This is a genomic window from Afipia sp. Root123D2 (assembly GCF_001425835.1).
GTDB lineage: Bacteria > Pseudomonadota > Alphaproteobacteria > Rhizobiales > Xanthobacteraceae > Afipia.
In genome coordinates, this window is sequence record NZ_LMDP01000001.1 from 1,663,683 (window position 1) to 1,683,427 (window position 19,745).

Genomic DNA, 19,745 nt, shown 5'->3' on the forward strand with positions numbered 1-19,745 from the left:
TGATGTACCCGAATCGGTGGCAACGAATCAACGGCGCCGATCCTCACAGTCTGTTGTTCGGACGATAAATAGCCCGCTTCGCCGGCGTTTCCGCCGGCTTGGGACTGATCCGTCGGCCTCGTTAAAGGACAAGCTGGGTCTGGGTCACGACCGCCACCAGCCGGCCGTCGTCCGCGACCAGGCGAGTCTGCCAGACCTGGGTCCGGCGGCCCTTGTGAATTGGGGTTGAAGTCGCTGTGACCGTACTCCCCGCCTTGGCGCCGCCGATGAAATTCGTCTTGCTCTCCACCGTGGTCGTGCCTTTGGCTTCAGCTGACAGATTGATCATGGTCCCCGCCGCACCGACACAGTCCGCCAGCGCCATCACGGCACCGCCGTGGATGGAGTAACTGATCGTGCAAAGATCCTCGCGTACCACCATGGTGGCGACGACCTTGTCGGGTTCCGCTTCGGTGAAAGTCACGCCCATCAGCACGGCGAGCGGCATCGGCCGCGACAGGATTTTCTCAAGCAGGGTCACAGGTCGTCCTTTCCAGATGGTATTGTCGGGCGAACGGTCGTCAGGCCGGCTCGACGCCGCACCATTGCGCGACGAACAGTGCAATGGTCTTGGCGGTCTTGCGCAGCGACTCGATTTCGACACGCTCGTTGAATCCGTGCATCCGCTCGGCATTGGCACCGAAGCACAGGCTCGGAATCTTCTCGTTGAGTCCATAAAAGCGGGTGTCGGTCAGAGCCGTAAAGGTCAGGTCCTTCAGTTCGCCACCGAAGGTGGCCCGGTGTGCGTCGCGCAGCACCGCCTCGGACGCCTCAGCATCGACAAGTTCATACCCCTCCGACAGGAAGCCGGACCACTCAACGATGGGCGGATTCTGCTTGAGGAACGGATGCTCTCTTGCCGCCGCTTCGACGCAGGCGACGATCTCGGCCTGATGATCGGCAATCGACCAGCCCGGCAGCACGGCGATACGGCAATCGACATCGCACCATGCCGGCACGCTGGACGCCCATTCGCCGCCCTTGATGATGCCCGGATTGAAATTGATCGGATGCTTGAGCGCCTTGAAATATCTGTCGCCGGCGGCACGCCTGTTCCATTCCTCCTCAAGACCTTCCAGCGCCTGAACCAGATGGTATGCGGCCTTGATCGCATTGGCCCCCGCGCCTGCTTCAAACACATGCGCCGGACGGCCGCGCACCTTGAGGCGAAACCAGATCACGCCGACCTGCGAGCGAACCAGCTTGGCGTTGGTTGGCTCGGGGATGAAACAGCAGTCTGCCCGATAGCCGCGCTGCAACGTCGAGAGCGCGCCGACGCCGGTGCTCTCCTCCTCGATCACAGATTGGAAATGGATTCGCGCAGTCGGCTTGAGACCGGCCTTGGTCAGCGCGTCGAGCGCATACAGCGCAGCGATGGTGCCGGACTTCATGTCGCCGGCGCCGCGCCCGTACATCCAGCCGTCTTTTACAGTCGGTGAAAACGGCGGTGTCTCCCACATATCAAGAGGTCCCGCCGGAACCACATCGCAGTGCCCCTGCAGGATCAGCGAGCGCCCACTGCTCGTCGCCGGACGGTAAGTACCGACGACCGTGCGGGCCCGCGAGAAGTCATGCTCGATCGGACCGAAGCCGCGCAAACCTTTCAGTTCATCGACATCGATATGCCAATCGTCGACCTCGTAGCCCCGCTGCCGCAGCAGGTCGCCCATCATGTCCTGGCACGGCCCTTCAGCACCGCGCGTGCTGGGGATCGCCGCGAACTGCCGCGTGGTTTCGATCTGCCGATCGAACGCCTCGTCCACCGCGTCGAAAATCCGCCGCTGTTGATCGGGTAATGCCATTGTTTACCTGCCCTTGCCATGCGTTCTTGAGATCGCGCATTGGCTCCACTGTAGCCAACTTTATGCGCCGCATGGAAGGGCGGTTCATTTGCTGACATCTCCGCGCGACCAAACCGGTGCCTTCTAGAATCAGCCCCACGGCCTTACGATAAGCCATGACGTATTTTTACCTGATCCTGGCCGTCGCTTTTGAAGTGGTTGGAACCGCGGCCTTGCAGGCGTCCGAACAGTTCACCCGGCCCAAGCCGCTGATCCTGACCGCAGCGGGTTACGCTGCAGCATTCTACTTCCTGTCGCTGGTGCTGCGGACCATGCCGGTCGGTATCGCTTACGCGATCTGGTCCGGCCTCGGCGTTATTCTCATCACGATCGTCGGCCTTGTCTGGTTCGGCCAGAAGCTCGACATGCCGGCAATTATCGGTCTCGCGCTGATCGTTGCCGGTGTCGCGATTATCAACCTGTTCTCGAAAACCGTGGCTCACTAGGATCGTAAAATGAACAACCGCAACATCCTCTACGCGATCGTCGGTGCCCTGATCGTCGCGGTCGGTATTCTCGGATACATTTTATATCAGGAGAAAAAACAGCCCGAGGGTCTGCAGATCAATGTCGGCCCCGATGGGCTGAAGATCAAAAGCAAATGATCATCGCCATGCAACGCACCATGATCGGTGCCGCCGGCGCCGTGCTGCTGCTTGTGACACCTGCCCTCGCCGAACGCGTGTCGCGTGAATCCGACATCACCAGCCTGCGGCTCGGCCAGCACATTTACGTCGATGACGGCACCTGCCCCGCGGGGCAGATCAAGGAAATCACCGGCTCAAAGCTCACGCCTCAAGGTGTCGCATTTACGCGCAAGTGCCTCGACCGAAGAAACATGCGGCAGTGACGCAGGACAGACACGTCCGCTAGACCGTTCGGCCGCCATCGACGGGGAGCACCACGCCGGTGACAAAGCTCGCATCGTCCGACGCGAGATAGACGCAGGCCTTGGCGATGTCATCGGGCTGTGACATTCGTCCCAGCGGAATGGTCGCGATGAATTTGGCGCGGTTCTCCGGCGTGTCGGGCACGCCCATGAATGTCTCGAGCAGCGCCGTCTCGCCGATCACCGGCGCGATGCAATTGACCCGGATTTTGTCCGGCGCAAGTTCAGCCGCCATCGCACTCGACAGCAGGTTCACCGCGCCTTTCGAGCCGTTGTACCAGGTGAGGCCAGGCCGTGGACGGATGCCGCCGGTCGAACCGATGTTGATGATGCAGCCGCCCCCTTGCTTGCGCATCAGCGGCACCGTCGCGTTGGTCATGTGAAAAATGGATTTCACGTTGATCGCATAAACGCGATCGAATTCGTCTTCGGTCACTTCAAGGATCGGTTTGTTGCGGAACGACCAGCCGGCGTTGTTGACGACAATGTCGAGTCTGCCGAAGTTCTCAACCGCTGTTCCGACCGCTTTGTCGATATCGGCGCGTTTGGTCACGTCACCGCCGACGGCAATCGCCTGCCCGCTGTTGCCTGCGACACGCGCAGCACCCTCGCCGTTGAGATCGAGAATGACGACCTTTGCGCCCTCCTCAACGAAGTGTCTGACGATAGCAGCACCGAATCCTGACGCACCGCCGGTGACGATGGCAACCTTGTCCTTGAGACGCATGTTCCGATCCCTGCTCTGTCATTGGCCGCTCGCGCGGCGGCACGACACTACGTCACCCCGTCACGGTTTCCTACCGCTCCGGCCGGCGTTATCGCAGCGTTACGGCCGTCAGAACGCGCGGCGCGGCGCCCTGACCGGCGCGCCGAAAACGGTACATGGTTCAATGGCCGACAACCCTTTCCACCAAAGCACGCACGTGTTGCGACTCGCTGTATTGGATATCCGGCACCTTGTTCGCTGATGCAGCGTGACTTCCGGTTCCATCGCCATAGAATCGAACCGCGCGGCGATAACGATCCTGCGCCGCGCGTGATTCGGAAATGAATCGAGGATCGGAGGGTCACGCGATGTCGGGTATGCTCATCAATCTGATTATCCAGATTATCGGTGGAGCCATCGGCGGAAATGTCGCTGGCGGCGCGGCCAAGAACGTTGATCTCGGAACGCTTGGAAACACCATCGCCGGCGCCATTGGCGGCGGCGTCGGCGGCCAGATTCTCGGGATGGTGATCCCGATGCTCGCTAACAGCGCTGCAACGCCGGACATCGGCACGATCATCGGTCAGGTGGCCGGTGGCGGCGTGGCTGGAGCGGTTCTCACCGCGATCGTCGGCGCGCTCAAGAACAGAACGGCAGCTTAAGCTCTGTATTGTCAGATGCGAGGCGCGTCCGCGCGCCTCGCATCTGGATCGCATCAGTGGGAAACATAGTCCGCGCATTTCTGGACCGTGTCGCTTGCGCCCCAGGGCATGATCGGCACGGAAGACGTTGAGTTCTTCGGCGACCCCTCGATCACCCGATCCGAGTAGACCATGTAAACCAGCACGTTCCGCTTGATATCGCAGCCACGGACTATCTGCATTTTTTTAAAGAACAACGACCGGCGCTGCCGGAACATATCCTCACCTTGTTCGAATTTTTTTGCGAAGCGGATCGGACCGATCTGCCGGCATGACAGCGAAATATCCGACACTTCCTCGGCCAGCCCCAACCATCCCTTGTACCCGCCCTTCTCCGGCACCGTGAAATGACAGGCGACGCCCTGAACGTCAGGATCGTCCATGCCATAGGTCGCAAGCTTGTCATCAGGACTGAGCAGCTTGAACACCGTCGAGCGCCGGAAGATCAGGTCAGGTTCGTCGGCGGCATGAAGCGGCGTGACCGGGAACAGCACCAGCCCTGCAAAAAACAGGCAGGCCACATGCGCGAACCGAAGGCGGTATTTCTTGCACATCATCAAAACAGGGCTCCATCGGCGGAAAAGCACCGATCCGGGGTGAAAATCACGGGAATGGTCATGTGGGGAGGCATCAAGGCAGTTCAAAGGCCGACCCGGCCTCTCATCGCGCGTTAATCCCACCGCAGGAAGCCTTGAGTAAGGTCGAAAGACGTGTCGGTTGATTTTTGAGTGAACCTCCGGGCTCGCTCGCAACACCTAGACTTCAAACCAGATCGGGGATGAAGGCGTGAAGTACCAGTTTTCCTTGTTCGTGCCGCGCCAAACACTGTCCGGCGCATGGCGCCCTGCGGTCACCGCGCTTGCGGCTGTGGCCGCTCTCGGTGGCTTCGCCACCGCTGCCAAAGCTCAGATTCTGTGGCAGAACGACGCCGATTACGGTTACGGCTATTACGACCGATACGACCGCAGCGACTACGATCGCGGCGAGCCGTTCTATGAACCAGCCCCGCGCGTGCGACGCCAGCCGCAGCGGGCCAAGCGCAGCCGTCATCCCGAACCCGGTCCGACGATTAAAGCCGCCGGCAAGCCACAGGGGCCGATCGTCATCGCCATTTCGATCGAGCACCAGCATCTCAAGATTTACGACGCGAATGGCCTGTTTGCCGAGTCCCCGGTGTCGACCGGGATGCGCGGGCACACGACGCCGATGGGCGCTTTCAGTGTCATCCAGAAAAACAAATGGCATCGCTCCAACATCTACAGCGGCGCGCCGATGCCCTACATGCAGCGCATCACATGGTCGGGCATTGCCATGCATGCCGGTGTCCTGCCCGGCTATCCGGCATCGCACGGCTGCATCCGGATGCCGACAAGCTTCGCGATGCGGATGTGGGGATGGACCAGGATGGGCGCACGGGTGGTGATTACCCCCGGCGATGTCACCCCGGTCGACTTCTCCCACCCCAGCCTGATTACGAAAAAGCCAGCGCCGGTGGCTGTGATACCGGACGCGCCTCAAAGATCCACGACCGCGCCCAAAGCCGACAAGGTTGAAATCTTCAAGATCGCCGCGAATGACACGAGGTCGCCGCCTGTTCTTGAAACGCTCGAGTTGCGCCTGACGTCCGTCGTGGACGGACATGCCGAGATCCAGATTGCCGATACCCGCGGCGCGGACGCAAACCCCTCCGCCGACCGTGCATCCTCTGGGACGGCCACGGCCTCTCCGAGCGACAAACCCGAGGCAACCAAGCCGGCAGACGACACAGCCCAGCCGGCCAAGGACGCAGCCGCCCCCGCAGTGAAACGAGCCGGCCACATCGCAGCATTCATCAGCCGCAAGACTGGCCGGCTCTACGTGCGGCAGAATTTCGAACCGCTGTTCGACGTTCCGGTCACGATCACCGGCGACAACCCGCTGGGTACGCATATCTTCACCATGCGCGCCGACAAGGATACTCCCGGCGCCTACCGCTGGTCGGTCGTTTCGCTGCCGACGCCCGCGCGCGGCGAAAAGCCTTCGCATCAGAAGAAGGCAATTGAGGTGTCAGCGCCCATGCCGACGTCTTCGTCACCCGCTGAGGCGCTGGACCGCATCACCATTCCCGATGAGGCCATGCAGCAGATCGCCGAAGCGATCGCGCCGGGCGGGTCGCTGATCGTCTCCGATCAGGGCCTTGGTGACGAAACCGGCCGGGGGACCGATTTCATCGTCCCGCTGCGCTGAGGCGAGCCGTCACGCGGTGTTGACCTGTCCCGGGCTCCGGGATCGGATACGCTCACGACCGACACAACACGACCGGAGATGCAGCTTGATCGACCGCAGGCATTTGCTCATTGCCGGGGCTGCCACCGTCACGGCGCTCGGCGGGACCAGATTCGCCATGGCCCAGGCGACGATGAGCCGGATCACCGCTTACGGCTTTTCGTTTCCGGCTCTCAAGGGCGGCGACATCCGGCTGGTCGACTCTGTCGGCAAACCGATCATGATCGTCAATACCGCCTCCCAGTGCGGCTATACGCCCCAATACGCCGGGTTGCAGAATCTATGGAGTGAGTTTCACGGCCAGGGCCTGATGATCATCGGTGTCCCCTCCAATGACTTCGGCGGACAGGAGCCGGGAGGCACGACCGACATCGCCGAAACAGCCGAACATCAGTATGGTGTGACGTTTCCCATCGCCGCCAAAGCCGTCGTCCGCGGGCCGAACGCCCACCCGTTCTACAAATGGGCGGCGGCTGAACGGCCGAAGGACCTGCCGGGTTGGAACTTCCACAAGTACCTGATCGGACGCGATGGCTATATCGCGGAGGTGTTTCCCTCCGCTGTCGAACCCGGTGACACCCGGGTCAAGACCGCCATCGGCCGTGCGCTTTTGGTGACGTAAGCGGCACAATCAACCCTCCATCCACAGCCATCGCGCCGCCTCCCGTAAGACATTGGCGTGTTTGTCAGGTCAGGATTAGGCTGGTGCCGGGGAAACGGCGCGGCGACCCGTCCCGCCATGATATGCAACCGGGCAATCTGCTGGAGGGCGGTGCAATGCGGATCAGATCAGGTTTGTTGATCGCGAGTACGATTTCGGTTTGTGCATTGAACAGCGCGTGGGCGCAGGCACCGGGAAAACCAGCGACTCCGCCGGCGACCGCAGCGAAAGCCGCACCGCCCACCACCCCGGCGCCCGCGGCCACTCCGTCGGCAGCAACTCCTGCACCGGCCAAGGCCACCTGCGCCAATCCCAATGCACTCGGCGTCGCGCGCGTCGTTGCGATCGACACCACAGGCGGTCCCGGATTTGGATTTGAGCATTTCAAACAACTCGATTTCCTCCGCGACAAGGAAGTCGTGCTGACATTCGACGACGGGCCATGGCCAGGCAACACGCCTTCAGTGCTGAAGACGCTGGAGGAAGAGTGCACCAAGGCGATATTTTTCCCGATCGGAAAACACGCCACATGGCATCCTGAAATCCTCAAGCAGGTGGCCGCGCACGGTCACACCATCGGTTCGCATACCTGGTCGCATGCCAACCTCAACAACAAGAAGATGACCGACGACCAGAAGAAGGAGGAAATCGAAAAAGGCTTCAGCGCTGTGGCGTTGGCGCTTGGCACTCCGCCTTCCCGTTCTTCCGCTTCCCGGCCCTGCAACATCCGCCGGCCATGGTCACCTATCTCGGTGAGCGCAATATCGCGATGTGGTCATGCGACCTGGACTCGTTCGATTTCAAGGCGAACAAGGCCGACAAGATCGTCAACACGGTCATGACGAAACTGGACAAGCAGGGCAAAGGCATCATCCTGATGCACGATTTCCAGAAGCATACGGCGGAAGCCTTGCCTGAATTGATGAAACGTTTAAAAGCGGGCGGCTACAAAGTGGTTCAGGTCAAAGCCAAGACGCCTGTGCAAACACTTGCGAAATACGATGAAGAGGTCATCAAGAGCGTGAAGCTACCGACCGTCAATACGCGCCCGCTGTCGAGCGTGGTGCAGACCATCTCGGAATAGCGGCGGCATTTCATTTTGCGCATTGAAGGTTACGTCATCGTATCGGCCAACGGCATGCTCGCGGATGCGAACGGCACAATGCCGGACTCGCTGAAGTTCAAGGGCGACCAGGAGTTCTTCGAGACAGCCCTCGATACCGCCGATTTGATCGTCCATGGCCGTAATTCATTCGAGGATCAGCCGCGTTCCCCGCAACGGCGCCGGATCATCCTGACCACAAAAATTCCGGCGCTCGCGGACGACCCTGCCAACGCCAAGGCAACGTTGTGGAATCCAGCGGGCGCCAGTTTCGAGGATGCCTGCCGCCGCGCTGGCGTCACCTCGGGGACCGCGGCGATCATCGGCGGCCCCGTCGTGTTCGAGATGTTCATGGATCGCTATGACACGTTCTGGCTGTCGCAGGCCCACCGTCTCGACATCCCCCATGGCATCGGCACATTCCCCGGCGTCCCCGCCGTGACGCCGCAAGCCGTGCTGGCCCGACATGGACTGAAACCCGGCGAGCGGCGCGTGCTCGATGCCGGTGCGGACGTCGATCTCACCGCGTGGCGGCGAGATTAAGGGCCGCCCCAAACGATCTCAGATTTGCGGGTCGTACCCTGTCTCCACAGCGGCGGGCGCAACCCGAACCCGTGGGGTGCCCATGATCATGAACAGTCCGCCAATCAGCGACAGGTTCTTGAGCGCCTGGAACATGTTGGTTGCACGGTCGCCTTCGGCCATGTTCCAGAAATCATGGAAGTAGAAGATCGTCGCGCCGATAAACAAGACCATCAACGCGGCGAAGAACCGCGCGCCAAAATTGAGCGCGATCATCAGGCCTGCGACGATCTCGAAGATGCCGCTGACAATGACGAGTATTTGGGCGAACGGCATCCCGACGGCAGCTTCAAGCTGGGCGGTGTAGGCCGAGAGGTCGGCCGGAACGATGATTTTGGCGGCAACCATCTGGGTCATCGCGGAAAGATCGGAGAACTTGAAGACACCGGAGACGATGAACAAAATCGAAAAGAGAATACGTCCAACGGTCGCTAAAGCTGGCATGATCGGCCCCCACTCATCAAAACCACTACGTCACCCGGACGAAATACTGACACATCGCAAGGCCATGAGGAAACCGGCAGACGGTTCGCAGGGACGATTTTATGTCCTGCCCGCCATCCGCCGGGTATTGGATCGCTAACCGAACAGGGTCGGCTGCTGACGCCCTGCCCGTTCCTGCGCTTCGACAGCGGCCACCGCCGTCATGTTCAGAATACCGCGCGCGGTAACGGACGGTGTCAGGATGTGCGCCGGTCGCGCCGGACCGATCAGGATCGGACCGACCGTGAGAGAATCCGCCAGCACCTTGATCATCTGATAGGCGATGTTCGCCGCATCCAGATTGGGCATGATCAGGATATTGGCCGATCCCTCCAGCGGCGAATGAGGCAGAACCCTGCGGCGCGACGCTTCCGACAGCGCGGAGTCGCCGTGCATTTCGCCGTCAGCCTCGATGTCAGGGTGGTCCTGCGCCAGCAACTCGGTCGCACGCCGCATCTTGCGCGCGGATTGGGAGTCAAAATTTCCGAAATCGGAATGGGACAGGAACGCGACGCGTGGCTTGATGCCGAACCGCTGCACGTGCACCGCCGCAAGCGCCGCCATCTCGGCAAGTTCCTCAGCCGTGGGGTCGGGACGTATCTGTGTGTCGGCCATGAAGAACGCGCCCTTGCTGGTAATCACGAGGGCGAGCGCCGCAAAATCGGTCTGTCCCGGCAGCACGCCAATGATCTCGCGAATGCGCCGCAGATGGCTGCGGTAGCGGCCTTCGACGCCGCAGATCATGGCGTCCGCCTCGCCGCGGACCACAGCGATCGCGGCGATAACAGTCGCGTTGGTGCGCACCAGCGTGCGCGCTGCGTCGGGCGTAATACCGTGACGGCCGGCAGTATCGATATAGCTCTGCACATAAGAGCGGTAGCGCGGATCGTCCTCGGGATTGATGAGATCGAAATCTTGCCCGGCGCGGATCGACAGGCCGAACCGCTCGATGCGGGACGAGACCACCGAAGGGCGACCGACCAGGATCGGCCGCGCCAGCTTTTCTTCCAGCACCACCTGCGTCGCGCGCAGAACGCGTTCATCCTCGCCTTCCGCGTAGATGACCCGCACCGGCTGGGTCTTTGCCTTGGCGAAGACCGGCTTCATCACAAGGCCGGAGCGGAACGCGAAGCGGTCAAGTTTTTCGCGATAGGCGTCGAAATCAGTGATCGGCCGTGACGCGACACCGGATTCCATCGCCGCAAGCGCAACCGCCGGTGCGACGCGCAGGATCAGACGCGGATCGAACGGGCTCGGGATCAGCGAGCCCGGTCCGAATCCTTGCGTCTCGGCGCTGTCGAAGCTCCGGGCGACGACATCGGACGGCGGATCGCGCGCCAACTGCGCGAGCGCATCGACCGCCGCGCGCTTCATCTCCTCGTTGATCGCGGTTGCGCCAACATCGAGCGCACCGCGGAAAATGAAGGGGAAACAGAGGACGTTGTTGACCTGGTTCGGAAAGTCGGAACGTCCCGTGCAGATCATGGCGTCGGGACGCACCTTGCGGGCCTCGTCCGGCATGATTTCCGGCGTCGGATTTGCCAGCGCCATCACCAGCGGCTGGTCCGCCATCTTCTGGACCATCTCCGGCTTCAGCACGTTGCCGGCGGACACGCCAAGGAACACATCCGCGCCCTCGATCACGTCATCGAGCGTGCGCTTGTCGGTCTTCTGCGCATAGACCGACTTCCACTTGTCCATCAGGGTATTGCGCCCCTCATAGACCAGTCCGTCGATGTCGCAGACCCAGATGTTCTTGCGCTGCGCGCCGAGCGACACCAGAAGATTGAGACAGGCGAGCGCGGCGGCACCGGCGCCCGAAGCGACGATCTTGATGTCCTCAAGCTTCTTGCCGTTCAGGATCAGCGCATTGCGAACAGCCGCGCCGACGATGATAGCGGTGCCATGCTGGTCGTCATGAAAGACCGGAATCTTCATGCGCTCCTTCAACCGCGCTTCGATCTCGAAGCACTCGGGAGCCTTGATGTCCTCAAGGTTGATGCCGCCGAAGGTCGGCTCGAGTGCGGCGACCGTGTTGACGACGGCGTCGACAGTGTCGGCGGCGATCTCGATGTCGAACACATCGATACCGGCGAACTTCTTGAACAGAACCGCCTTGCCTTCCATCACCGGCTTCGACGCCAGCGGTCCGATGTTGCCCAGTCCGAGGACCGCCGTTCCGTTGGAGACGACGGCGACGAGATTCGCGCGGATCGTCAGCTCCGCAGCTTCATTGGGATCGGCGACGATCGCCTCGCAGGCAGCGGCAACGCCGGGGGAATAAGCCAGTGCAAGATCGTGTTGATTGGCGAGAGGCTTGATCGCCTTGATCTCAAGCTTACCGGCCTGCGGCAGACGATGATAGGCAATGGCGGCCCGACGAAGATCCTCAGAAAACGACGACGCCATACCTACTCCGTAAGCTTCTCCGCCGGGCTGACCGGCGGCAACATGACAATGATCAGTTTTGCGGCAGATTGAGCCGGATGTGCAGCTCACGCAACTGCTTGAGCGAGGCTTCCGAGGGCGCCCCCATCAGCAGGTCTTCGGCACGCTGGTTCATCGGGAAAAGGGAAATTTCGCGCAGATTGTTCGTTCCGCAAAGCAGCATGACGATACGATCCACGCCGGCGGCCATGCCGCCATGCGGCGGCGCGCCGTACTGGAAGGCGCGATACATGCCGCCGAAGCGCTCGATGACATCCTTCTCGCCGTAGCCCGCGATCTCGAACGCCTTCACCATCGCAGCCGGCTTGTGGTTGCGGATACCGCCGGACGCGATTTCATAGCCGTTGCAGGCGATGTCGTATTGGAACGCCTTGATGCTCAGCGGTTCCTGCGTTTCCAACGCCTCGAGGCCGCCTTGCGGCATCGAGAACGGGTTGTGGCCAAAATCGACCTTCTTCTCGTCCTCGTTGTATTCGTACATCGGGAAGTCGACGATCCAGGCCAGTTCGAACCGGTCCTTGTCGATCAGGTTCAACTCCTCACCGAGCTTGGTACGAGCGAGGCCCGCGAACTTCCAGAATTTCTGCGGATCGCCGGCGACGAAGAACGCCGCATCACCTTCCTTAAGTCCGAGCTGGCTGCGGATAGCCGCAGTGCGCTCCGGTCCGATGTTGTTGGCGAGCGGTCCAGCGCCCTCGCCACCCTCACGCCACATGATGTAGCCGAGGCCCGGCTGGCCCTCACCCTGCGCCCATGAATTCATGCGATCGCAGAATGCGCGGCTGCCGCCGCCCGGACCGGGAATCGCCCAGACCTCGTTGCCGGGCTGCTCCAGCATCCGCGCGAACACCTTGAAGCCTGAACCTCGGAAATGCTCGGACACATCCTGCATCACCAGCGGGTTGCGCAGGTCCGGTTTGTCGCTGCCGTATTTGCGCAAGGCCTCGGCGAATGGGATACGCGGCCATTTTTTGGTGACCGGCTTGCCCTTGGCAAAATCCTCGAACACACCGGTGATCACCGGCTCCATTGCAGCCAGAACATCGTCTTGCGTGACGAAGCTCATTTCCAGATCGAGCTGGTAGAACTCGCCCGGCAGACGGTCGGCGCGCGGGTCCTCGTCGCGGAAGCACGGCGCGATCTGGAAGTAACGGTCGAAGCCCGACATCATCAGCAATTGCTTGTACTGCTGCGGCGCCTGCGGGAGAGCGTAGAACTTGCCGGGATGAATTCGGCTCGGCACCAGGAAGTCGCGCGCGCCTTCTGGTGACGACGCGGTCAGGATCGGAGTCTGGAATTCGAAGAACCCGGCATCCTTCATCCGCTTGCGCATCGAATCGACGATCGCACCGCGGGTCATGATGTTCTGGTGGAGACGCTCACGACGGAGGTCGAGGAAACGGTACTTAAGCCTTATCTCCTCAGGATATTCCTGATCACCGAACACCGGCATCGGCAGTTCGCCGGCCTCGCCTAGCACTTCGATTTCGGCGATAAACACCTCGACCATGCCGGTCGGCAGTTCAGGGTTGTCAGTCCCCTCGGGACGACGGCGAACCTTGCCGTCGATCTTGACCACCCACTCCGCCCGCAGCTTCTCGGCAAGGCCGAACGCGGCCGAATCCGGATCGACCACGCATTGCGTCATCCCGTAATGGTCACGCAGATCGATGAACAGCAGACCGCCATGGTCACGGATGCGGTGGCACCAGCCCGAAAGGCGAACCGTCTGGTCGATATGGCTGTCGCGGAGCGCGCCGCAGGTGTGGGACCGGTAGCGATGCATGGAAATCCTGAAAAAGGGCGTCAGAGGGCAGACTCAAGCACATGCGCACCCAAGGCACGCGCGCAGGGTTTACCCGAGCGCGGGGAACGCGGCAACCGGATGTGTCACGAGATTTGCTCGGAAATCCTTAAAAACATGAGAAAAAACAACGCCCGCACGACGGCTATCCCTGCGCCGGAAGCGGGAGCGCTATTCGGCCTGCGCGCCCTGCTGAATCACGAGGGTCGGGACGCCGAACGTGCCCTTGCGAACGGTAAAAACCCGGCTGCCGGGCTTACGGCCTTCGCGTGGGTCCGAAACATCGAAGCCGGACCGCTGCAGCCGCGCCCGCGTCGCCTCGAGATCCGCCGCGCGCCACGACAGGCCGAAGAACGCATCAGGGCCGTCGCCCCGTCCATTCTTGAGGCCGTGGATGATCTCAAACACCACACCACCGGTTCTGAAGAACAGGAAACGGGTTTGCAGGGTGGCCACTGTCCGATCCAGCCTCATGTCGAGGCCGAGCCGCGCACCGTACAGCGCCGCCGCGCGCTCGGGATCGGGCGTGGCCAGCACGATATGGTCCAGCGCATCGATCGGGGCACCTTCCGTAAGCGGTGACGGCGCGAACCGCTCCATCCGCTGCAGAAAGAACAACCGCACGCCTCCGGTGACTTCTGAGGCGGTCCGGATGCGCTTCCATGTCATTGTGCGCCCCGATCCGAGATCGCTGCTTTCACCATCGGAAACATCCGACGGTGACAGCCCGAGCCGCGCAAGGCGATGACGCGCAGCGTCGATGTCGTCAACGGCGAATGCGATGCTCGCGAGGCCCTCGCCCTGCGCATCGAGGACGGATCGCACGCGATCGGCGCCTTCGCCCTTGGTGGCAGGCGCCATCAGTTCAAGCGACGTGTTGGCAAGCGAGAAGATCGCCGTGGCGACGCCGTCCTTCTGCGCCCGCCACGCCGGAGCGCGACCGAGCAGCGCCTGATACCCGGCAACGCCCGCCTCGATATCGCGAACGAGAATGACCGTGTGATCGAGTCCTGAAATCATGTCCGGCATGCTGCGCGAAAAACCTTTCGCGTCAACCGCCGTGGCCCCCGCGGCGTCAGTCGCGATCGTCTCGGCGGCAATCGCGTTTGCGATAAGACCGTTTGCCATGCGCCTCGCTGGCGGCACAGTCGCTGATCCAAAGATCGCCCGACACGCGGCACGATATGACTGTTCAGCGGGCTATTCAGGTGCAGATGGGGATAAACTGGTCGCATCGGCGGCGTTGGACCCAAGGTTGCAGCCAGAGCCGGCGCGAGTGCGGACGACACCACAACCATTGCCCCCAGAATCGTGCGGAACATGACAAGCCCTCGATTGTGCGATGCACATGGACCTGTTGGTCGCGAATAGCCGCAAAAAGGTTCATTTGCGCGGAATTCAGGCACAGCAGTCATGATTGCCGCGCGAGCCGCAATAGCGGATTTTACAATGGATAATTTCGCCGAACCCGCTAATAACCGCGCATGGAATTGATTACGACAACTGCCGAACTCGCCGCCGTCTGCGCCCGTCTCGCCAAGCATCCCGTCATCACCGTGGATACCGAGTTTCTGCGGGAGACGACCTATTACCCCCTGCTCTGCGTCGTGCAGCTGGCGAGCGCCGACGAGGCAGTGGTTATCGATGCGCTGGCAGAGGGGATTGATCTCAAGCCCTTCTTCGAGCTGATGGCCGATGAGAACGTGCTGAAGGTCTTTCATGCCGCCCGGCAGGACATCGAAATCGTCTGGCACCGCGCGGGCATCGTGCCTCATCCGGTGTTCGACACGCAGGTCGCAGCGATGGTGTTGGGTTACGGCGATTCGATTGCATACGACCAACTGGTCGAACGCATCACCGGCCATCGCCCCGACAAGACCCATCGCTTCACCGACTGGTCGCGCCGTCCGCTGACGCAGGACCAGACGCTGTACGCCCTCGCAGACGTCACCCATCTGCGCGACGTGTTCGCGGCGCTTGACGCCGACCTCAAGAAGCGTGGCCGCAGCGACTGGGTCAGCGAGGAAATGGAAGTCCTCACCTCGCCGAGCACTTATGACATCCATCCCGAGCGCGCCTGGGAGCGCCTTAAAACCCGCGTGCGCAAGCCGAAGGAACTTGCGGTGCTGATGGAAGTCGCCGCCTGGCGCGAGAACGAAGCCCAGACCCGCGATGTCCCACGCAGCCGTGTGATGAAGGATGACGCGATCGGCGATATCGCCACTCACGCGCCAACGAGTCTCGAGCGGCTCGGTAGCCTGCGCTCGCTGCCGAAGGGTTTTGAGCGCTCGAAATGGGGACAGGACATTATCGACGCTGTCCAGCGTGGCCTCGCGCGCGACCTTGCGGCGTTGCCTAAACTCGAGAAGCCGCGCGGCAACTCCAATGGCGCCGCCACCGTCGAATTGTTGAAGGTACTGCTGCGCATGACCTCCGAACGCCACGCCGTCGCCAGCAAGGTGATCGCAACCGTGGACGATCTGGAAAAGATCGCCGCCGACGACAATGCCGATGTCGGCGCGCTGCACGGCTGGCGGCGCGAACTGTTCGGCGAGGCCGCACTGGCGCTGAAGCACGGCCGCCTCGCCCTTGCCATGGACAAGGGCCGCGTGGTGCGGGTCGATCGCGACTAGAGGTCCGCCTATCGCGTCTTGCGAAATGTCAGATTGATACGCTGGCGGCCGAGCAGCGGATGTTCTCCGTCGGTGAGCGGCATCACGCCGTGATAGGCCAGCCGCGACGGGCCGCCCCACACTACCACGTCGCCATGGGTCAGCCGGTGTCGTGCCGGGCGGTCGCTCCGCGCCATGCCGCCGAACTGGAAGACCGCCGGCAACCCCAGCGACACCGAGACGATTGGCGCATCGAGATCGAGTTCGTCCTTGTCCTGATGCAGGGACAGCTTTGCGCCCGGCTCGTAGCAATTGATGAGACAGGCATCGGGACGAAAGCCGGCAAAGCCGGTGTGAGCCGCAGCCTTCGCGGCAAGATCGGCGAAAGCCTCGGGCATCGCCGGCCACGGCTTGCCGCTGTCGGGATCGATCGGCGCATAGCGATAGCCGCTGCGATCGCTGACCCAGCCGACCGCGCCGCAATTCGTCATCGCTACCGACATACGATAGCCGCCGGGCGTGATCAGGTGACGAAACGGTGCATCCGCAATCATCGCGCGAAACGCCCCGACGAGCGCGGTTTCGTGCGGTCGCGCAAAACCTCGCAGGATCGCAGCCCCCGGCCCCAGCGTCACATCGCCGGCGCCGTCGTCCGCCAAAAGATTGTCGAACAGGTCATTCATCTATTTTGCATCATGAAAAATGATGCCGACAGTATGGCGATGCCCGGAGCGCAACTGGCTGACGCCGTGCCGCAGGTTGACGCGATAGGTCCCGCGCGTGCCCTGCACCGGCCGGTTATGGACCGCGAACACCACCGCATCGCCCTGCCGCAGCGGCACCACGGCCGCTCGCGACTGCATCCGCGGGCGCTGCTCGGTCAGCACAAACTCGCCACCAGTGAAATCCCTGCCCGGCTCCGACAACAGGATCGCGACCTGCAGCGGAAACACATGCTCGCCGTACAGATCCTGATGCAGACAGTTGTAGTCACCGGCGCCATATTGAAGCAGCAGCGGCGTCGGCCGTTTCTGTCCGGCCTTGTGGCAGCGCGCGATGAAATCGGCATGGGCTTCGGGATAGCGGACATCAATCCCCATCGACTCGTTCCAGCGGTTAGCGATCGGCGCAAGCCGCGGATAGAGCGACGTCCGCAGATCCGAGATGATCTCCGGCAGCGGATAGGAGAAATACTTGTATTCTCCACGGCCGAAGCCGTGCCGTGCCATCACGATATGGCTGCGAAAGCCGTCTTCGTTGCCATACAAACCGGCAATCGCGTTACATTCATCCGCCGACAGAAGCTTATCGAGCACCGCCCAGCCGTTGCCGTCGAGATGCGCGGTAATCACCGGCCAGTCGATAGCGCTGGTGCGATGCCCAGTCGCATCAGCGGCCGGTCTTGTCTTTATCGCGACGGTCATGCGCGTGCCTCCAGATCGAGAAGTCTGCGCTTGCGCTCGACGCCCCAGCGATAGCCCGACAGTGAACCATCGCTGCGCACCACACGATGACACGGAATCGCGACCGCCAGCGCGTTCGCGGCGCAGGCCTGCGCCACCGCCCGCACCGACTTCGGCGACCCGACGCACTTTGCGATGTCGGCGTAGCTTGCGGTCTTGCCGGGAGGGATTTTACGCAGCGTCTGCCACACCCGCCGCTGGAACGGCGTGCCGTGGACGTCGAGCGGCAACTCGATCGCATGCGCCGGAGACTCAACGCCCTGAACCACCACTGCAGCCAATGCCACGGCATCAGCCGTGCCGCTGACGAGGCGGGCCTGCGGAAAACGGGCCTGCAACTCGTATCTCAAGACATTTGCATCATCGCCGAGCAGAATGGCGCAAATGCCCCTGCCGCGCGTCGCGACGAGAACCGAACCGAGCGAACATTCGCCAACCGCAAAATGGACCTCGGCATTTGCGCCAGTGGCGCGATCTTTGATGCTGGTCATGTCCAGATACCTTGTAGGGCAACGCGCACATTGCGCGTCCGATCGACCTTACATGGCCCGATGGAGAATTTTCCTCCACCCGATTTCCGACAGCCGGTATTCGACCGCACTATCTCTTTTTAGCGGCTCTACCCTGCCCGATGAGCCGTGTGAGTTGCTTGAAGCGATTCGTGACGCGATCCGCCGCCAGATCAGCGATCCGGTCGTCCAGAACCAGCGTGAGCTTTTGATTCCTTGTTCTGAAATGGGTGGCGGGCAGAACGCCGGGCTGCGCCGCAGAGATCAGATGGCCAACACGAAATGCCGCACCGAGAAGCCGCGCCCGCTCGACCATGGCCGGCGGCAACAGTGCGCGCACCACCTCCGGCGATTCATTCTCCGCGCTGAGACCGGCGTAACGATAGAACACCGCCAGCGCGAGAAACGCCCGGCCTTCATGGCTGATCGCGCTGAAATTGCCGTTGGTGATGACGCTCATCGTCTGCTCGCCGCGATAGTCCGGATGGGCGCGCCATCCGATATCCGACAGCAGACAGGCGGCGTGGCGCAGCCGCCGCTCGTCCGGGGTCTCGCGCAGTTTGGCAGCGCGCATGAAACGGTCGGTCCATTCGATCAGCTCTTCGGCATGGGCGGGCGAGCGCGACCGCAACTGATTCAGCGTCCGGGCAGCTGCGAGCAGCCCATCCTGCTTCTGCTCGCGCTCCGACAGCATCTCGAACAGCAGACCTTCACGCACGCCGTAGGTGGAGAACACCACGTCTTTGGGCTGGCCGACGCGAATGATGTATTCCAGCACGAGAGCCGCATAAGCGAGCAGCGGGCGGCGGGCATCGGCAACCGTCTCGATGTCGGCCAGCATGTTGGCGGCGGCGAGGCGGCGCAGCCGCCGGGCAAAATCGAGCGCATCGGCCGCCGGGATCGTATAGCCGTGCATCACGTGCAGCGGATAGCCGCTCTGGATGATGTGGATGCGCGCCAACGCGCGCCAGGTGCCGCCGACAGCGTAGAAGGTCCGACCCTTCCCGGCCTTGAGCTGCGGCAGATCAAGCAGCTTCTCCTTGACCAGACGCTCGGCCTTTTTCAGCGACTTCTGAGAAATGTCCTGCAAAGCCAGTCCGCCGAGCGGAAGCGTGACGCCCGCGCGGGTGCGATTTCCGCGGACATCGACCAGTTCGAGCGAGCCGCCGCCGAGATCACCGACGACGCCGTCGGGCTGGTAGACACCCGAGATCACGCCGAGCGCGGACAGCTTTGCCTCGCGCGCGCCCGACAGGATCTCGATCGGCGAGCCGCAGATACGTTCCGCCTTTGCAATGAAAGCTGCGCCGTTGGTCGCGTCGCGGCACGCTGCCGTCGCGATCGCGTGAACCTTGCCGACCTTCATCACCTTGCACAGCGCGCGAAATCGCTTGAGCGCGGCCAGCGCCTTGTCGACGGCATCCGGAGCGAGCAGCCCCGTGGTCTGCACCTCACGGCCGAGACCGCACAGGGTCTTCTCGTTGAAGATCGGAGAGAGGTTGCGAGTCATCGCCTCATAGACGACGAGACGGACCGAGTTCGATCCGATATCGATAACCGCAACGCTCGATGACGGCTTCCGCAGCCTGGTCAGCCCATTACGTGAAAGGCGCAATTGCGCCGCCGCTGAATTGGCGGAC

At 62.1% G+C, this 19,745-nt stretch carries 21 protein-coding genes and 1 pseudogene; 9 read left to right on the plus strand and 13 right to left on the minus strand.

Going from position 1 to position 19,745, the window contains the following annotated elements; all coding sequences use genetic code 11:
• Positions 1 to 121 precede the first annotated feature (121 nt).
• Positions 122 to 520, minus strand: coding sequence for a PaaI family thioesterase (locus ASC80_RS08005; RefSeq protein WP_056294798.1), 399 nt, complete (start codon positions 518 to 520; stop codon positions 122 to 124).
• Between the two features lie 40 nt (positions 521 to 560).
• A complete protein-coding gene (locus tag ASC80_RS08010) occupies positions 561 to 1,841 on the minus strand; it encodes an ArgE/DapE family deacylase (protein WP_056294801.1) in 1,281 nt (426 codons plus the stop codon).
• A 155-nt stretch (positions 1,842 to 1,996) separates the two neighbouring features.
• Between ASC80_RS08010 and ASC80_RS08015 the strand changes: the two genes are divergently transcribed.
• From ASC80_RS08015 to ASC80_RS08020, 3 genes are read left to right on the plus strand one after another with little or no spacing between them, the layout of a single operon-like run.
• On the plus strand, positions 1,997 to 2,326 hold the full coding sequence (locus ASC80_RS08015; RefSeq protein ID WP_056294804.1) for a DMT family transporter: 330 nt from the start codon (positions 1,997 to 1,999) through the stop codon (positions 2,324 to 2,326).
• Between the two features lie 9 nt (positions 2,327 to 2,335).
• Positions 2,336 to 2,485 carry a hypothetical protein gene (locus ASC80_RS24150; protein ID WP_200941155.1) on the plus strand — a complete coding sequence of 50 codons (150 nt, stop codon included), beginning with the start codon at positions 2,336 to 2,338 and terminating at the stop codon, positions 2,483 to 2,485.
• Positions 2,486 to 2,493: 8 nt separating this feature from the next.
• Complete coding sequence (locus tag ASC80_RS08020) at positions 2,494 to 2,730, plus strand: DUF6719 family protein (RefSeq protein ID WP_056295794.1); 237 nt, start codon at positions 2,494 to 2,496, stop codon at positions 2,728 to 2,730.
• 19 nt (positions 2,731 to 2,749) lie between these two features.
• Here ASC80_RS08020 and ASC80_RS08025 read toward each other — a convergent pair whose 3' ends face one another.
• A complete protein-coding gene (locus ASC80_RS08025) occupies positions 2,750 to 3,496 on the minus strand; it encodes an SDR family oxidoreductase (RefSeq protein ID WP_056294808.1) in 747 nt (248 codons plus the stop codon).
• Positions 3,497 to 3,843: 347 nt separating this feature from the next.
• Between ASC80_RS08025 and ASC80_RS08030 the strand changes: the two genes are divergently transcribed.
• Complete coding sequence (locus ASC80_RS08030; protein ID WP_082512442.1) at positions 3,844 to 4,137, plus strand: hypothetical protein; 294 nt, start codon at positions 3,844 to 3,846, stop codon at positions 4,135 to 4,137.
• 53 nt (positions 4,138 to 4,190) lie between these two features.
• Here the strand turns inward: ASC80_RS08030 and ASC80_RS08035 are convergent, their stop codons facing one another.
• Complete coding sequence (locus ASC80_RS08035) at positions 4,191 to 4,733, minus strand: CreA family protein (protein ID WP_082512443.1); 543 nt, start codon at positions 4,731 to 4,733, stop codon at positions 4,191 to 4,193.
• A gap of 229 nt (positions 4,734 to 4,962) precedes the next feature.
• Between ASC80_RS08035 and ASC80_RS08040 the strand changes: the two genes are divergently transcribed.
• Positions 4,963 to 6,402, plus strand: a complete 1,440-nt coding sequence (locus ASC80_RS08040; RefSeq protein WP_244487204.1) for a L,D-transpeptidase — start codon at positions 4,963 to 4,965, stop codon at positions 6,400 to 6,402.
• Between the two features lie 85 nt (positions 6,403 to 6,487).
• Positions 6,488 to 7,063, plus strand: coding sequence for a glutathione peroxidase (locus ASC80_RS08045; RefSeq protein WP_056294815.1), 576 nt, complete (start codon positions 6,488 to 6,490; stop codon positions 7,061 to 7,063).
• Positions 7,064 to 7,127: 64 nt separating this feature from the next.
• Here ASC80_RS08045 and ASC80_RS24365 read toward each other — a convergent pair whose 3' ends face one another.
• Entirely contained in the window at positions 7,128 to 7,454 is a 327-nt protein-coding gene (locus ASC80_RS24365; protein ID WP_244487233.1) for a hypothetical protein, read from the minus strand.
• Between ASC80_RS24365 and ASC80_RS08050 the strand changes: the two are divergent.
• Positions 7,447 to 8,186 (plus strand): annotated as a pseudogene (locus ASC80_RS08050) (polysaccharide deacetylase family protein). The gene ASC80_RS24365 and the pseudogene ASC80_RS08050 sit on opposite strands and share 8 nt — an antisense overlap.
• A 15-nt stretch (positions 8,187 to 8,201) precedes the next feature.
• Positions 8,202 to 8,747, plus strand: coding sequence for a dihydrofolate reductase (locus ASC80_RS08055; protein ID WP_244487205.1), 546 nt, complete (start codon positions 8,202 to 8,204; stop codon positions 8,745 to 8,747).
• Positions 8,748 to 8,765: 18 nt separating this feature from the next.
• On the opposite strand, the gene ASC80_RS08060 is transcribed toward ASC80_RS08055, so the two are convergent.
• From ASC80_RS08060 to ASC80_RS08075, 4 genes are all read right to left on the minus strand, one after another.
• Positions 8,766 to 9,230 carry a DoxX family protein gene (locus ASC80_RS08060; protein ID WP_056294818.1) on the minus strand — a complete coding sequence of 155 codons (465 nt, stop codon included), beginning with the start codon at positions 9,228 to 9,230 and terminating at the stop codon, positions 8,766 to 8,768.
• A gap of 135 nt (positions 9,231 to 9,365) precedes the next feature.
• Positions 9,366 to 11,678 carry an NADP-dependent malic enzyme gene (locus ASC80_RS08065; protein ID WP_056294821.1) on the minus strand — a complete coding sequence of 771 codons (2,313 nt, stop codon included), beginning with the start codon at positions 11,676 to 11,678 and terminating at the stop codon, positions 9,366 to 9,368.
• Positions 11,679 to 11,730: 52 nt separating this feature from the next.
• The gene (aspS, locus tag ASC80_RS08070; protein WP_056294823.1) at positions 11,731 to 13,503 is read right to left on the minus strand and encodes an aspartate--tRNA ligase; all 1,773 of its coding nucleotides are present in this window, start codon (positions 13,501 to 13,503) and stop codon (positions 11,731 to 11,733) included.
• A gap of 189 nt (positions 13,504 to 13,692) precedes the next feature.
• Positions 13,693 to 14,649 carry a VOC family protein gene (locus ASC80_RS08075; RefSeq protein WP_349509651.1) on the minus strand — a complete coding sequence of 319 codons (957 nt, stop codon included), beginning with the start codon at positions 14,647 to 14,649 and terminating at the stop codon, positions 13,693 to 13,695.
• Positions 14,650 to 15,005: 356 nt separating this feature from the next.
• On the opposite strand from ASC80_RS08075, the gene rnd reads away from it, so the two are divergent.
• Positions 15,006 to 16,154 (plus strand): ribonuclease D, encoded by a 1,149-nt coding sequence (gene rnd / locus ASC80_RS08080; protein WP_056294826.1) that lies wholly within the window; start codon positions 15,006 to 15,008, stop codon positions 16,152 to 16,154.
• Between the two features lie 8 nt (positions 16,155 to 16,162).
• Here the strand turns inward: rnd and alkB are convergent, their stop codons facing one another.
• From alkB to ppx, 4 genes are all read right to left on the minus strand, one after another.
• Positions 16,163 to 16,816: a DNA oxidative demethylase AlkB gene (alkB, locus tag ASC80_RS08085; RefSeq protein WP_056294828.1), complete on the minus strand. Its 654-nt coding sequence runs from the start codon at positions 16,814 to 16,816 to the stop codon at positions 16,163 to 16,165.
• Positions 16,817 to 17,557: a 2OG-Fe(II) oxygenase gene (locus tag ASC80_RS08090; protein WP_056294830.1), complete on the minus strand. Its 741-nt coding sequence runs from the start codon at positions 17,555 to 17,557 to the stop codon at positions 16,817 to 16,819.
• On the minus strand, positions 17,554 to 18,087 hold the full coding sequence (locus tag ASC80_RS08095) for a methylated-DNA--[protein]-cysteine S-methyltransferase (RefSeq protein WP_056294834.1): 534 nt from the start codon (positions 18,085 to 18,087) through the stop codon (positions 17,554 to 17,556). Before ASC80_RS08095 ends, ASC80_RS08090 begins: the two co-directional genes overlap by 4 nt.
• 109 nt (positions 18,088 to 18,196) lie before the next feature.
• Positions 18,197 to 19,699, minus strand: coding sequence for an exopolyphosphatase (gene ppx, locus ASC80_RS08100; RefSeq protein ID WP_056295802.1), 1,503 nt, complete (start codon positions 19,697 to 19,699; stop codon positions 18,197 to 18,199).
• Between the last annotated feature and the right edge of the window lie 46 nt (positions 19,700 to 19,745).